This is a genomic window from Tepidicella baoligensis, assembly GCF_013432195.1.
In the GTDB taxonomy this organism is placed as follows: Bacteria; Pseudomonadota; Gammaproteobacteria; order Burkholderiales; family Burkholderiaceae_C; genus Tepidicella; species Tepidicella baoligensis.
The window spans coordinates 238,897-252,576 of record NZ_JACCDB010000002.1 but is presented as its reverse complement, the minus strand read 5'-3'; the positions used below and the strand labels follow the sequence as shown (position 1 = coordinate 252,576).

Genomic DNA, 13,680 nt, shown 5'->3' with positions numbered 1-13,680 from the left:
CCATGGCCAAACCCCTCGTCATACCCCTGGATGTCCGCCTGATGGGCTGGGCCGCGAACAGTTTGTTCGCGGTGCTGCTCGTCATGGGCCTGGGGACGGTGGCGTGGTGGGTGGCGCGCCAACCGGTTTGGACGCTGACCGGTATCACGGTGCTGGGGGACGTCGAGCACCAGAGTGCGGTCACATTGCGTACCCATCTGGGCTCTCGCCTGGAAGGGACCTTTCTGACCGTGGATCTGCGGGAGGTGCAACGCCTGTTCGAGGCCGCCCCCTGGGTGCGCCAGGCCCGGGTGCAGCGGGAGTTTCCGAACCGTTTGCGTGTCGTGCTGGAGGAGCACGAGGCCGTCGCGTGGTGGGGCGAGGCGGGCAGCGGGCGCCTCGTGAACAGGTATGGAGAGGTGTTCGAAGCCAACCCGGAGGATGTTCCTGCCGATCGCTGGAGCGAACTGGCCGGTCCGGCAGACCGTGCCGCACAGGTCTATGCCCTGTATCTGGCGCTGGCCCCCGTGTTCGAACGCATGGGGCGTGAACTGGACCGGCTGGAACTCAATGCCCGCGGCAGTTGGAAGGCGGTGCTGGATGGCGGCACCCGACTCGAACTCGGGCGTGGCGAGCCTGAGGCGATCGTGACCCGTGCCCAGCATTTTGCCAGCACCGTCCCCACCCTGGCGCTGCGTTACGGCCAGCGCGAGATCGAAACCGCCGACCTGCGCTACCCCAACGGCTACGCCCTGCGCATGCGCGGCGTGACCACCCTGACCGCCCCCCCGCCGGCCCGACCGGCCCCTCCCACGACCCGATAAACGACAGCACCCATCATGCCCAAGGAATACAAAGACATCGTCGTCGGCCTCGACATCGGCACCGCCAAGATCATGGCGGTGGTGGCCGAGGTGCAGCCAGGCGGAACACTCAAGCTCGCCGGGCTGGGCGTGGCGCCCAGCAACGGTCTCAAGCGAGGGGTGGTGGTCAACATCGATGCGACCGTGCAAAGCATCCAGCAGGCGCTGAAAGAGGCCGAGCTCATGGCCGATTGCCGCATCGCCCGTGTCTATACCGGCATCACCGGCAGCCACATCCGCGGCATCAACTCCAGCGGCATGGTGGCCATCAAGGACAAGGAGGTCATGCCGGCCGACGTGGCGCGGGTCATCGAAACCGCCAAGGCCATCAACATCTCCACCGACCAGCGCCTGCTGCTGGTGGAGCCACAGGAATTCATCATCGACGGCCAGGAAGTCAAGGAGCCGATCGGCATGAGCGGCATCCGGCTGGAGGCCAAGGTACACATCGTCACCGGCGCCCAGAGCGCGGCCGAAAACATCATCAAGTGCGTGCGCCGCTGCGGCCTGGAAGTGGACCAGCTCATGCTCAACCCGCTGGCCGCCAGCCAGGCCATCCTCACGGAAGACGAAAAAGAACTCGGTGTGGCGCTGGTGGATATTGGCGCCGGCACCACCGACGTGGCCATCTTCGCCGGCGGGGCGATCCGGCACACGGCGGTGATCCCCATCGCCGGCGACCTGATCACGAACGACATTGCCATGGCCTTGCGCACCCCCACCAAGGACGCCGAGGACATCAAGGTGGAGAGTGGCTGCGCCAAGCAGTTGCTGGCCGATCCGGACCAGCAGGTGGAAGTGCCGGGGCTGGGCGATCGCGGGCCGCGCCTGCTCAGCCGTCAGGCACTGGCCGGGGTCATCGAGCCGCGCGTGGAGGAGATTTTTGCGCTGGTGCAGCAGGTGATCCGCGAGTCGGGCCATGAAGAGCTGCTGTCCAGCGGCATCGTGCTCACCGGCGGCAGCGCCGTGATGCCGGGCATGGTCGAACTGGGCGAGGACATCTTCCTCAAGCCCGTGCGGCGCGGCATGCCCAAGTACACCGGCGTGCTCAGCGACATGGTGGCGCAGCCGCGTGCGGCCACCGTCATGGGCCTGCTGGAAGAAGCCCGGCTGGCCCGCCTGCGGGGGCACAAAGTGGCCCAGAAAGTCGGCTCGGTGGGCTCCGCCCTTGGGCGTCTCAAAGACTGGTTCGTGGGGAATTTCTGATGCAGCACCAGCGCACGTTCCAGCGGCTGCGCCGCCGCACCCATTGCAATCCCCGTGAGGCGCACGTCCGACGAAGTCACGGCGCCAATGCGCCGCCTGTTTGATCCCCCCGGTTTTGTTGTTCCCACGTTTGTTCAGGTTTTCACGAGTTCAAGGCATTCAAGGAGTATTCACATGAGCATCGAAATGATCGAAGTCGAAGAATTCAACCGCGGCACCCAGATCAAGGTGATCGGCGTCGGCGGCGGGGGCAGCAACGCTGTCGAGCACATGATCCAGAGCCATGTGCAGGGTGTGGAGTTCATTTGCGCCAACACCGACGCCCAGGCCCTGGCCAGGACGGCCGCGCACCGCGTGATTCAGCTGGGCCAGACCGGTCTGGGCGCAGGCAGCAAGCCCGAGAAGGGGCGCGCCGCTGCCGAAATGGCCGAGGCCGACATCCGCGACGCTATCCACGGCGCTCACATGCTCTTCATCACCGCTGGCATGGGCGGGGGTACCGGGACTGGAGCGGCGCCTGTCATCGCCAAGATCGCCAAGGACATGGGCATTCTCACCGTGGGCGTGGTCACCAAGCCCTTCGACTGGGAGGGTGGGCGCCGCATGAGCAACGCCGATGCCGGTCTTGCCGAGCTGGAGCAGAACGTCGATTCGCTGATCGTGGTGCTCAACGACAAGCTGCTCGAAGTCCTGGGGGACGACGTCACCCAGGACGAGGCCTTTGCCGAAGCCAACGACGTGCTCAAGAACGCCGTGGGCGGGATTGCCGAAATCATCAACGTCGAGGCCTTGGTGAACGTGGACTTCGAGGACGTGCGCACCGTCATGGGCGAGCCCGGCAAGGCCATGATGGGCACGGCGGTCGCCAGCGGCCCGGACCGCGCCCGGATCGCCGCCGAACAAGCCGTGGCCTGCCCGCTGCTGGAAGGTGTGGACATGAAGGGTGCCAAGGGCGTGTTGGTGCTGATCAGCGCCGCCAAAGGCTCTCTGAAGCTCAACGAGTCCAAGCTGGCCATGAACACCATCCGTGCCTTTGCCGCGCCGGACGCACACGTCATCTATGGCACCGCCTACGACGAGTCCCTGGGCGACGCGATCCGCGTGACCGTGGTGGCCACGGGCCTGAACCGTGCTGCCGGCGCGCGCCAGCCCTTGACGGTGGTGCAGTCGCCGGCCCAGGCCTTGCGCACGGGTACCGACAACATGCCCTTCATTCCCACGCTCAACCAGGCCGTGGGCGGCTCGGGTTTGGCGCAGGCCACGGGCGTGGGGCACGCTTCGGTCGGTGGCAATCCGGCGGTGCCCAGCGTCTGGCGCACCCGCGACCGCACCTCGGCGGCGGCCAAGGTGGACGCGCTGTCTTCCGGTGGCATGGACGACTTCGAGATTCCCGCCTTCCTGCGCAAACAAGCGGATTGAGGGGTGTAAAGCTACACAGCTCAACCCCATCTGAGGCTTGCAGTGCTCGCCGTACCCCAGTACGGCTGCGCGCTTCGGCCGCACCTGGGCTGCTCGCTACGCTTTCCATCCCCTCAATCAATTCTTGCTATGAAGGGTATGAAGACGATTTCCAGCAAAGTCGGCGTCGAAAACCTAAAATCGTTTGCATGATTGCGCAACGTACCCTCAAGACCCTGACCAAAGCCGTGGGCGTGGGCCTGCACAGCGGTCAACGGGTCGAGCTGACGCTGCGCCCGGCCGCGCCGGACACGGGCATCGTGTTCCGGCGTGTGGACCTGCCCGAGCCGGTGGACATCCCGGTCAGCGCCACCGCCGTATCCGATACGCGGCTGGCCTCCACCATCGCCAAGGGCGGAGCCAAGGTGCACACCATCGAGCACCTCATGAGCGCCTGTGCCGGCTTGGGCATCGACAACCTGATCGTGGACATCACGGCCGAGGAAGTGCCCATTCTCGATGGTTCCGCGGCATCGTTCGTGTACCTGATCCAGAGCGCTGGCATCGAGTTGCAGAAAGCGCCCAAGCGCTTCATTCGCGTGCTCAAGCCCGTGGAAGTGCGCGAAGGAGAGGGGCGTCAGCTCAAATGGGCCCGGCTGGAGCCTTACCACGGCTATAAACTGAGCTTCGAGATCGAGTTCGACCACCCGGCCGTCAGCGCCACGGGTCAGCGTGTGGAGTTCGATCTGGGGCAGGGCCAGTACGCCCGTGAAATCGCCCGCGCCCGCACTTTCGGTTTCACCCGAGACGTCGAGACGATGCGCTCCCACGGCTTGGCCCTGGGAGGAGGACTCGACAATGCCATCGTCATGGACGATGTGAAGGTGCTCAACGCCGATGGCCTGCGCTATGCCGACGAGTTCGCCAAGCACAAAATCCTCGATGCGATGGGCGACCTCTACATCGTGGGCAAGCCTTTGCTGGCCGCTTACAGCGCCTACCGCAGCGGCCATGCCCTGAACAACCAGTTGCTGCGAGCCCTGCTGGCCGAGCCCGGAAGCCACGACATCGTGACCTTCGAGCACGACGCCCGTGCACCCAAGGGCTTTGCGCAGCTCGCGATGGCGTGGTGAATCCCGCCGGTCAACCCATGTTTCTGTTCCGCTTTCTTCTGTTCACGTTGCTCGGGGGAGCGGCCATCTGCTTTGGATTCTACATCGCGACCGGCAAAGACCATTTTCGCCGCTGGGGCATCGTCATCCTCAAGTGGACGCTGATCGCCGCGTTTTTCTTTTTCGGGGTGCTGATCATCAGCCGCATCGTCTGAGTGGCCTGGGCAGGGGGGCGTGTCTGGGCCTCATACCGTCCGCTGCGCGGCCAAAAATCGGCCCAGACACGCCCCCCTGCCCAGGCCCTCAATAGCTGCGGCCAGCCTTGTAGGCCGCATGCGTGCGTGCCTGCAGCGGACTGACCTGATTGATGGCCGCCGTGGTGCGTGCCACCTGGGCGTGGGTGATGCACAGGCCCAGCGCATCGGCCGCGTCCTTCCCCGGCAGGCCGGGCAGATTCAGCAGCCGGCGCACCATTTCCTGCACCTGGGGCTTGGCGGCCTTGCCATAGCCGACCACGGCCTTCTTGAGTTGCAGCGCCGTGTACTCGCTCACCGGCAGGCCGTTGGCCACCAGGGCGGTGAGGCAGCAACCCCGCGCCTGCCCGAGCATCAGCGTGGCTTGCGGGTTCACGTTCACGAACACGATTTCGCACGCGGCCACGGTCGGTCGGTAGCGCTGAACCACCTCGGTGATGCCCTGGAAGATCACGCCCAGCCGTTCGGGCAGCAGGGCGCCATCGTCGGGCGTCGTGCGGATGGTGCCGCTGGCCACATAGCTCAAGTGGCCACCGTCCGCATCCACCACCCCGAAGCCGGTGGCTTGCAGGCCGGGGTCGATGCCAAGTATGCGCATGTTCATGCGGCGATCATCTCACGGCAGTTGCACCGCCCCCATGCGGGCCACGATGGTGTGGGTGCGCTGGTTCAGGTAACTGGAATAGGGGTTGCGCTGAAAGCGTTTGGGCGCCGGGAGCATCACCGCCAGGCGCGCCGCCTCGTGCGGGTTGAGGCGCGCCGCCGGCTTGCGGAAATAGTGTTGTGCCGCCGCCTCGGCCCCGAAGATGCCCTCGCCCCATTCCACGTGGTTCAAGTAGATCTCCAGAATGCGTTCCTTGCTCAGCAAGGCTTCCAGCATCCAGGCCAGCACCAGTTCCTGCGCTTTGCGTGCCATGTGTCGTTCACCCGAAAGCAGCAGGTTCTTGGCCAGTTGCTGGGTGATGGTCGAGCCCCCCACCAGTCTGGGCGCCGTGGCGCGCGATTGCGCGCGAGCCTGCTGGCGGGCATTGCGTTCCCGCGCCGTCTCCAGGGCCTGCCAATCCACACCCCGGTGGGAGGTGAAGCCGGCGTCTTCAGAGGCGATGACGGCACGCTTGAGGTGCGGGGATATCGATTCGTAGGGCACCCAGGTGTGGGCCCAGCGCCAGGGTTGGCCGCTGGTGGCCAGCCGCCATGCCTCGGAGCGCTGGAAGGTGGTGCTGGAAGGGTCCAGCACGGCCAGGGTGGCGATACGCCCCAGGAAGAACAACTGCAACCCGAGCGCCGCCACCGCCACCCAGAGCAGCCAGCGTCCCAGAAACCGCAAAGCCTTTTTCATCACTGGGCGCTCAGTCGGGTTTGCAGGCCATCGTCGCGGGTGAAACGAAAGCGCGACACCACCACGATTTGGTCAGCCCGCCGGCGCATCTCATGGCTGAAGCGGCCGAACGACAGACTGCGCACGATGGCTTGGGCGCGGCTGTCGAGTGCGGGTTGCCCCGAGCTTTGCACCACCTCGGTTTCCAACACCCGTCCGTCGTGGTTGACGGTGATCACCATGGTCAGCTCGCCGTAGAGCTTGCGTCCCCCCACCTCGGGAAAGTTGGCCGTGCCCCGGTCCTCGATGCGGCGGCGCAACTCGTCGTAATAGATCGCATACACCTCTTCGCGCGTGGACGGACTGATGTAGCGCTTGCGCGGTCGCGCGTTTTCCTCGTTGATGCGTTTCTCGATTTCGGCCAGGGTTCGCACCAAGGCCTGTCGGCGCTGCTCGCGCTCTTTCCAGTCGGCTTCGCGGGCGTTGCGGGGATCGGGCACCGGCAGGGCCGCCAGCTGCTGCCGCAACTGGGCCAGCAGGCGGCTTTGCTGCTCTTTCATCGCTTCGATGCGGCGCTCCTCTTCCTCGAGCACCTCACCGAAACGGGCCTGTGGCGAAGGAGGCAGTGGCGAGGTGGCGCGACCCTGCTCCACCTGGCCTCCGCCGGCCAGGTTGGCTTGAGCGATGGCCTGGGCCTGGTCGGGGCGTTCGTCGCTGCGGGCGTTGACCAGGACGACCTCCAGCGGCGTGTCCTGAAACACCCGCTCGAAGCGCTGCGGATCGACGAAGCGAACCGTCAGCAAGGCGGCATGGGCCAGCACCGACAGGGTCAGCGCGATCTGCAGGGTGGTCAGTTGGCGGAGCAGCTTCACAGTCGATGATTATCCGACCACCGGGTGCCGCAGGCGGAGTGAACGCTCGGGAATCAGTCCGCAGGGGTTGCAGCGGATGGCGGGGCCGTGGGGGTGTCGGTGTCGGCGGCTTCGTCCACATCGACCGCGATGGTCAGCGAGGTGGCGAGTTCCAGCTCGTCTTCGGTCTCCTCGTCCAAGGTGTCTGGCGCGGCGTCCAGCCGTGCCAGCACGGTACCACTGACTTCGAGCGAGATGGTGTCGATTTGCCCCAGCCGCACCTGCACATGGGCCCCGCGCTGCAACCCTTCGGCCCCCAGCACGCTGAACACCAGCGGCAGGGTGTCGGCGCGCACCAGGTTGTCCTTGATCACGGTGGCCGTGAGTTCGGTGATGCCGTGTTGTTGCAGGTAGCGCAGCGTCCAGTAGCGTTCCATGCCGCTTTGGAACTGGTTGTAGGCGGTGTAGGCGGCATCGAAGGCGCTGATGACGGCGAATAGCGTCGTGTCCTTCGGCTTGAAAGGCGCGGCCAGCGCGGCGGTGGCGCCGTGGCGTACGCAGGCGATGATCTGCCACTGGTTGACCAGGTCGGTATAGCGGCGCAGGGGCGAGGTGCTCCAGGCGTAACACTTCACGCCGATGCCGGCGTGGGGCAGCGCCTTGGCGCCCATGCGCACCTTCACCCCTGGTGCCAGGCTGGCCTGGCTGCGGTAGATGCCGGGCACACCGCTGTCGGCCAGCAACTGGCCCCAGGTGCTGTTGGCCAGAATCATGGCTTCGGCCACCATCAGGTCCAGTGGCGCACCGCGCGAGCGGGTGCCGATGATCACGGTTTCGTCGCCGTGCGGCTCGTCGCCCTGCATGCCTTCGAGTTTGAAGGTGTAATCGGGCCGGGTGAAGGTTTCGGGCTTGCCCCGTACCGCTTCGCGTCGGGCCTTGCAAGTCAGCGCCAGCCGGTACAGAAAGGCGAGTTCGGGGCGCAGCGCCACGAATTCGTCGGGCAGTGGCGCGCCGGGCTCGGCCGCTGGATCTTGCAGCCATTCGGCGGTGATGGCCTGGTCGAGCTGGTCGTGCCGCAGGTTGTGGGTAATGGGCACCTGCTCGATCCGGCTTTCGTGGCGCAGCAGGGTCAGGTCGGCTTCGTTGAAAGTGAGGTAGAGCGACAGCGCCGGGCGCGGCCCGCCGGCTTCCAGGGTGTAGGTCTGGACCACGGCGTCGGGCAGCATGGTCACCTTGTGGCCGGGCATATAGACGGTGGACAGGCGTTGGCGCGCGACCTCATCGATCGGGCTGCCGGGCTGGATCGCCAGCGCCGGGGCCGCGATGTGGATGCCCAGCGTCACTTCTCCGCTGCCCAAACCCTGCACGCTCAATGCATCGTCGATTTCCGTGGTGCTGGAATCGTCCACCGAAAACGCCTGCACGGCCGCCAGGGGCAGTTCGTCCGCGACGGGCGGGGCCTGAAGGTCTGGGAAACCCGTGCCCTTGGGAAAGTGTTCAAACAAAAAGCGCTGCCAATGGAACTGGTAGGCGTTGGAGATGGCCCCCGCTTTTTGCAGCAGGGCCAGCGGGGCCAGGTGCGTTTCGCGGGCGGCATGCACTACGGCCTTGTATTCGGGCGCGTTCTTGTCGGGCTTGAAGAGGATCTTGTAGAGCTGCTGGCGGATCGGTTCCGGGCAGCTGCCCGCCGCCAGTTCGGCCGCCCAGGCGTCGATTTGCGCCTGCACCTGTTTTTTCTTTTCAATGGCGGCCAGCGCCTGCTGCAGGATGTCGGCCGGGGCTTTTTTGTAGCGGCCCTTGCCCGCGCGGCGGAAGTAGTGCGGCGCCTCGCTCAGGCGCAGCAGGGCCGCCGCCTGCTGCTCCAGCGTGGCTGGGTGCTGGAAGTAGTCGGCGGCCAGGTCGGCAAAGCCGAATTCGTCTTCGGGTGCGAATTCCCAGGCGAGATCGAGGTCGATCTGGGGTGCCAGCGCCTGAGCGCCCGCCATGAGTGAGGCAGGCGCGGGCTTGTCGAACTTGAGCAGCACATTGGCCGCCTTGACCTTCACGCGCTTGCCCGATTCCAGCTCCACCTGCAGGGAGCTTTCGGCCTCAGACAACACTCGGCCGGTCAGGAACTTGCCGGCTTCATCGAACAATGCAAACAAAACGGGACCTTCAGTAGCCATCATGGACGCGGGCAGCCCTGCGGGGGAGGCCGCCCGAAACCATCAAGTGTACCGGCCCCCTGTTGCAGTGGGGATTGCAGGCGGGGTGGCACGCCGGTTCAGGTGGCGGTGGCCGTGGGTGTGGGGGCCTTCAGGGTTTTGACCAGGGCGTTGAGCAGCACGGCATACAGTGGCAGGAAGCACAGCAGGCTGATGACCAGCTTGGTCACATAGTCCACCGCGGCGATTTCCACCCAGTGTTCGGCCATGAAGGGGTCGCTGCTGTGGTAGAACGCCACCGAGAAAAACAGCGCGGTGTCCAGCAAGCTGCCCAGCACCGTGGAGGCCGCCGGGGCCACCCACCAGGCGCGCACCTGCTGCAGGCGGGCAAAGACCGCAATGTCCAGCCACTGGCCCATCACATAGGCCACGAAGCTGGCCAGGGCAATGCGAAACACGAAGCCGTTGAATTCACCCAGGGCGGCCACACCGCCAAACGCTCCATCGTGGAACAACACACCGACGGCGTAAGAGGCCAGCAGGGCCGGAATCATGACCCGCATGATCACGCGGCGGGCCACTTCCTGCCCCAGCAGACGCACCGTGAGGTCGGTGGCCACGAAAATCAGCGGAAACGTGAACGCGCCCCAGGTGGTGTGAAAACCGAACAGCTCGAACGGCAACTGCACCAGGTAGTTGCTGGCGATGATGAGCGCGATGTGGATGGCCGCCAGGGCCGGCAGTACGGAGCGGGCGCGCAATTCGGCGGCGCCATGGGGGGAGGTCATGGAGGGGTCCTTTTTTTTGAAACAGGATGGGGGCGAGGGAACCCATCGATGGAAGCTGCATGGGGTTGTAGCCTATGAATTTTAGCAGCGCTGCGAAGTGAGTGGCTTTGTTGCCGCGGAGGGTATCGTGGCCACTATCTGGGCGATAGGCCTCACCCAGCAAGTCCCGGTGCTGCTGCCCGACACCGACCTGCCCAGCGACCAGGCCCTCTACCAGGCCAATCGAGTCTTGCCAGTCGTCTCGATTGACAGAACTGGAGTTATGCATAAAACTAGACAGATGACTGGTTTGATTGGAGGGTGTTATGCATACATGGCCCGTGCAAGACGCGAAAGCGCGTTTCAGTGAGTTCCTGGATGCCTGCTTGCAGGAAGGTCCACAGATGGTGACCAGGCGGGGTGCCGAAGCGGCCGTGCTCGTGCCCGTGCAAGAGTGGCGGCGATTGCAGTCGGCAGCGCGGCCTTCCTTGAAGCAGTTGCTGCTGTCTGACCAGGCGCGTGTAGACACGATCGCCCCTGCCAGAGGACACGCAAAGCGCCGCAAAGTGGAGTCCGTGCAGTGACGGCGGGCAACTACCTGCTCGACACGAATGTGGTTTCAGAACTTCGCAGGCAGCGCCCGCACGGGGCGGTGGTTGCCTGGCTGGAATCTCTGGACGATGCGCAAATCCATCTTTCTGCCGTCACCCTGGGGGAAATACAGGCGGGCATCGAGTTGACGCGAGAGCAAGACCCTGGGAAAGCGAGCGAAATTGAAGCCTGGTTGGAACTGGTGGCAGGGGCCTACAACGTCTTGCCCATGGACGCGGCCACCTTCAGGGCCTGGGCCCGATTGATGCACAGAAAGTCCGACACGCTCTACGAAGATGCCATGATTGCGGCCACCGCAAACGTGCATGGACTGACCGTGGCCAGCCGAAACGTAGCCGACTTCAAGGCGCTGGGGCTCGAGGTTTTTAATCCGTTTGCGCCCATTGAATGAGGTGTGAGAATCTGCTTCGCCATGCTGCGCGGCCACGTACCGTTTGGCGCAGATTTCATGTCGGAACGGACCACAAGGAACGGACTACAATAGAGTCCACCACAGATGCCGGATAACGAGAAGCAGGTGCTTTACCCATGAGGCCCCGATCGATCAGGCTCTTGCTGTTGTGGGGGAGTCCATATATGGTTATTCGGGATGCGACAGTTAGGCAGTTCTCCGACCCGCTACGACTGGTATACCTAAGAACTGACCCATCGCCTTTTCGTGAAGGACACCGGCCAACTTAACTTGTACTCCGCCAGTTGGTGTGATGTGGACGATAAACGGGAAGTTCGGAACCGTGCCGCGATCTACGCCAACGAATTGCGCGTTGAACATTTCGCCATTGTTGAGCTTGATGCCTTCGTGGAAGCCCGTATCGCACATGGACCCAGACTTATACTCAACACGCACTTCATCTGCTTTGTTGTGCAGCAAGAACAGGAAATGCGATATCGGCTCAAGGTAGTGCTCTGCGTGACACTCAACGACCGTCGCCGGACCCTCCTGGTAGGTATACGCACGCAGGTTAGAGAACTCCTGCGGTCCCGGGGCGAAGGTATTACGGCCTTGTGATACGTCGACAATTTGCCGCAGCGCTACTTCCAGCCCTTGACCGAAGAGATCGATGTACAAGCTTTGGAGGAGGATCGGGGGCATCAAGCAGTCATCAAGCTTGACCGGGATTAGCTTTGCCTGCCCCTTCGCGGCTTTCAGCACGGCGTTCTGCCACTCCAGCTTCACCATATTGCTTTGCAAGCTGTTCCTAGAAACGCAGAACAAAAAAAGTTCACAGGCTTCCAAGCCCTCATTCATTCGATCGACGATACCGTCCCCGGGTTGGATGGACCATGAATCGTAGAAGACCTTGTCTTGGCCAAAAGTGTCCCGAAGTCGCAGAGCAATCTGCTCAACGAGGGGTTTGTCTTTATGGTTATGGGACAAAAAGATCAAGTGAACTCCTCAGAAGTGCCTAACGTGTAGCTATCCGGCGACCGGAAGCAAGCGAAGCTTGCTGTAGGGCGTCCGGGTTGAGCGCAGGGTTATGCCTTAACGCCAAAACCTAGCCCCCTCATTAACCATTTACTGGTGCGTTTATCTAGCGGTTCTGCACGCCCTTTGAAACCACGCATGTCTCCAAGGGGCTTAAAACCGGCGATATCATTTACCTCATTGTTGAATGCTTCTGCGTATTCAAGGACGTCAGCAATGGCGCCGCGAAGTTCACTATCGGTTGCGGCCTTACCATGAATGACCTTGTCTCTTGTAGTTTCTGCGTCAGCCATGAGATCGGCCGTTGCTTTTGGCAGCGCACGACCAAATACGTTTTTGTAGAGGTCTTTGAATCCGTCTCGTGTAAGGTGTTGGTAATTCATAACACGACGGGCAAATTCGGCCTCGCAACGATGAATCTTAACAACCCCGCCATAAAGCGCTCTATTCTGCGCTTGCTCGATTTTTAGAAAGACATATGCAATAGCGATTTCATATGGAAGTCCATCAGCTATTAGCTGCGGCAAATGCCCAAAGTGGTTCTTCACTTGATCGGATTTCGCGTCGTAAAGCTTTTGTAACGCTTTATATGTTGGGACAATCGCCATGGGGGCTCCTTGAGGGATAACGTCCGAGTTCAGCGGCGCGCCGCTTTTTGCGCGTCCGCTGGAACGATTTGTTGGGCGCTTTCCAATGACCGGCTACTCGCGTCTATCGCAGAAGAATTAGCGCACCTTGTCCTAGCGATGTGCTTTTCGACTTTGCTTTATTGATTGACTCTAATGCACAGATTGTCTCGCCAATAAAGTAGTTGGCATGGCTATTGTTCAGCTTGTCAAATACACGTTTTACAGTGTCATAACTGTGTCCATCAAGGAACCGAAAGACCGATGTTGCGAGATATTCATGATTCATTTCAAAAGTCAGCCACTTCCTCTTCAAAGCTTCAGCGGCAAATCCTGTTGTATTTGACCCGCCAAAAATGTCGAGAACAACATCTCCGTCGTCAGTCAGCATCTTGATAAAAAACGCAGGGAGTTCCGAAGGAAAACGAGCAGGATGACGTTCAAGTCCGAGTTCTTTGCAGAGCCGAAGATAGCTTGAGTTGCTATCGGTGTTCGGTATTGAAAGAAGGTTGGATGGAATAGCCCCTCCATTGTCCTTTCCAAATCCGGCGCTAATGTCATGACCTGAAGGGCGTTTTTTTGGCGTGTAGAAACTTTCGGGGTCTTCAATCAACTTCTTCATCCGATCAGAATATGGAGCCAGCACTTTCCGAACGTCGGCTTTTGGAGAGTCGGTCTTGCTAAACCACCACACAGTGTTGACGGAATCCTTTGCCCTGATCTTTCGTTTGTTTACCCATTCAATTGGCGACGGCAATTTAGCCGGATTGAACCAATAGAAATCTTCGGCCAAGTGAAATCCAATCTCGTCGCAGAAAGCCAGAAGTACGCGAAAGTTATACAGAGAGCGTGATGGCATCCCAGAGCGGTATGCTCCCCCTAAATCGAGAACGAAGCTCCCACTTTCCTTGAGAACTCGAAAAACCTCTTGACCGAATGGTTTAATCCATTGCACATACTCTGTTTCATCAACGTTGCCATAGGTCTTTTGACGCCGAAGTGCGAACGGCGGTGATGTCATGACCAGATCAATGCTGGCGTCTGGTAACTCCTTGAGAAGCTTAAGCGAATCACCAACATAGGCTTGACCGTTGGTGGTGTAGTAAAGCGGTTTGTTTCGCATA

Annotated in this window: 15 protein-coding genes; 7 read left to right on the top strand and 8 right to left on the bottom strand. The window is 62.0% G+C overall.

What is annotated here, in order from left to right:
* Positions 1–2: 2 nt before the first annotated feature.
* The 5 genes from HZS63_RS04065 to HZS63_RS04045 all read left to right on the top strand — a co-directional run bounded on the left by HZS63_RS04065 (position 3) and on the right by HZS63_RS04045 (position 4,773).
* Entirely contained in the window at positions 3–803 is an 801-nt protein-coding gene (locus HZS63_RS04065; RefSeq protein WP_180682764.1) for a cell division protein FtsQ/DivIB, read from the top strand.
* Between the two features lie 15 nt (positions 804–818).
* Positions 819–2,048 carry a cell division protein FtsA gene (ftsA, locus tag HZS63_RS04060; RefSeq protein ID WP_180682763.1) on the top strand — a complete coding sequence of 410 codons (1,230 nt, stop codon included), beginning with the start codon at positions 819–821 and terminating at the stop codon, positions 2,046–2,048.
* Positions 2,049–2,222: 174 nt separating this feature from the next.
* The gene (gene ftsZ, locus HZS63_RS04055; RefSeq protein WP_180682762.1) at positions 2,223–3,467 is read left to right on the top strand and encodes a cell division protein FtsZ; all 1,245 of its coding nucleotides are present in this window, start codon (positions 2,223–2,225) and stop codon (positions 3,465–3,467) included.
* 188 nt (positions 3,468–3,655) lie between these two features.
* Complete coding sequence (gene lpxC / locus HZS63_RS04050) at positions 3,656–4,579, top strand: UDP-3-O-acyl-N-acetylglucosamine deacetylase (protein ID WP_180682761.1); 924 nt, start codon at positions 3,656–3,658, stop codon at positions 4,577–4,579.
* A 17-nt stretch (positions 4,580–4,596) separates the two neighbouring features.
* Positions 4,597–4,773, top strand: a complete 177-nt coding sequence (locus HZS63_RS04045) for a hypothetical protein (protein WP_180682760.1) — start codon at positions 4,597–4,599, stop codon at positions 4,771–4,773.
* Positions 4,774–4,861: 88 nt separating this feature from the next.
* On the opposite strand, the gene ruvC is transcribed toward HZS63_RS04045, so the two are convergent.
* From ruvC to HZS63_RS04020, 5 genes are all read right to left on the bottom strand, one after another.
* Entirely contained in the window at positions 4,862–5,410 is a 549-nt protein-coding gene (gene ruvC, locus HZS63_RS04040) for a crossover junction endodeoxyribonuclease RuvC (protein WP_180682884.1), read from the bottom strand.
* 18 nt (positions 5,411–5,428) lie between these two features.
* A complete protein-coding gene (gene mtgA, locus HZS63_RS04035; RefSeq protein WP_180682883.1) occupies positions 5,429–6,139 on the bottom strand; it encodes a monofunctional biosynthetic peptidoglycan transglycosylase in 711 nt (236 codons plus the stop codon).
* A gap of 11 nt (positions 6,140–6,150) precedes the next feature.
* Positions 6,151–6,996, bottom strand: a complete 846-nt coding sequence (locus tag HZS63_RS04030) for an energy transducer TonB (RefSeq protein ID WP_219339085.1) — start codon at positions 6,994–6,996, stop codon at positions 6,151–6,153.
* 59 nt (positions 6,997–7,055) lie between these two features.
* On the bottom strand, positions 7,056–9,125 hold the full coding sequence (locus tag HZS63_RS04025) for a ribonuclease catalytic domain-containing protein (RefSeq protein ID WP_180682758.1): 2,070 nt from the start codon (positions 9,123–9,125) through the stop codon (positions 7,056–7,058).
* 119 nt (positions 9,126–9,244) lie between these two features.
* Positions 9,245–9,913, bottom strand: coding sequence for a 7-cyano-7-deazaguanine/7-aminomethyl-7-deazaguanine transporter (locus HZS63_RS04020; RefSeq protein WP_180682757.1), 669 nt, complete (start codon positions 9,911–9,913; stop codon positions 9,245–9,247).
* 305 nt (positions 9,914–10,218) lie between these two features.
* Between HZS63_RS04020 and HZS63_RS04015 the strand changes: the two genes are divergently transcribed.
* Both HZS63_RS04015 and HZS63_RS04010 read left to right on the top strand, forming a co-directional pair.
* Complete coding sequence (locus tag HZS63_RS04015) at positions 10,219–10,476, top strand: type II toxin-antitoxin system Phd/YefM family antitoxin (protein ID WP_180682756.1); 258 nt, start codon at positions 10,219–10,221, stop codon at positions 10,474–10,476.
* The gene (locus tag HZS63_RS04010; protein WP_180682755.1) at positions 10,473–10,895 is read left to right on the top strand and encodes a PIN domain-containing protein; all 423 of its coding nucleotides are present in this window, start codon (positions 10,473–10,475) and stop codon (positions 10,893–10,895) included. The genes HZS63_RS04015 and HZS63_RS04010 overlap by 4 nt, the downstream gene beginning before the upstream one ends.
* Positions 10,896–11,102: 207 nt before the next feature.
* On the opposite strand, the gene HZS63_RS04005 is transcribed toward HZS63_RS04010, so the two are convergent.
* The 3 genes from HZS63_RS04005 to HZS63_RS03995 form a co-directional block, all read right to left on the bottom strand.
* Positions 11,103–11,891, bottom strand: a complete 789-nt coding sequence (locus HZS63_RS04005; protein WP_180682754.1) for a toll/interleukin-1 receptor domain-containing protein — start codon at positions 11,889–11,891, stop codon at positions 11,103–11,105.
* Positions 11,892–11,980: 89 nt separating this feature from the next.
* Positions 11,981–12,538, bottom strand: a complete 558-nt coding sequence (locus HZS63_RS04000) for a hypothetical protein (RefSeq protein WP_180682753.1) — start codon at positions 12,536–12,538, stop codon at positions 11,981–11,983.
* A 103-nt stretch (positions 12,539–12,641) separates the two neighbouring features.
* Entirely contained in the window at positions 12,642–13,679 is a 1,038-nt protein-coding gene (locus tag HZS63_RS03995) for a DNA-methyltransferase (protein ID WP_180682752.1), read from the bottom strand.
* Position 13,680 lies beyond the last annotated feature (1 nt).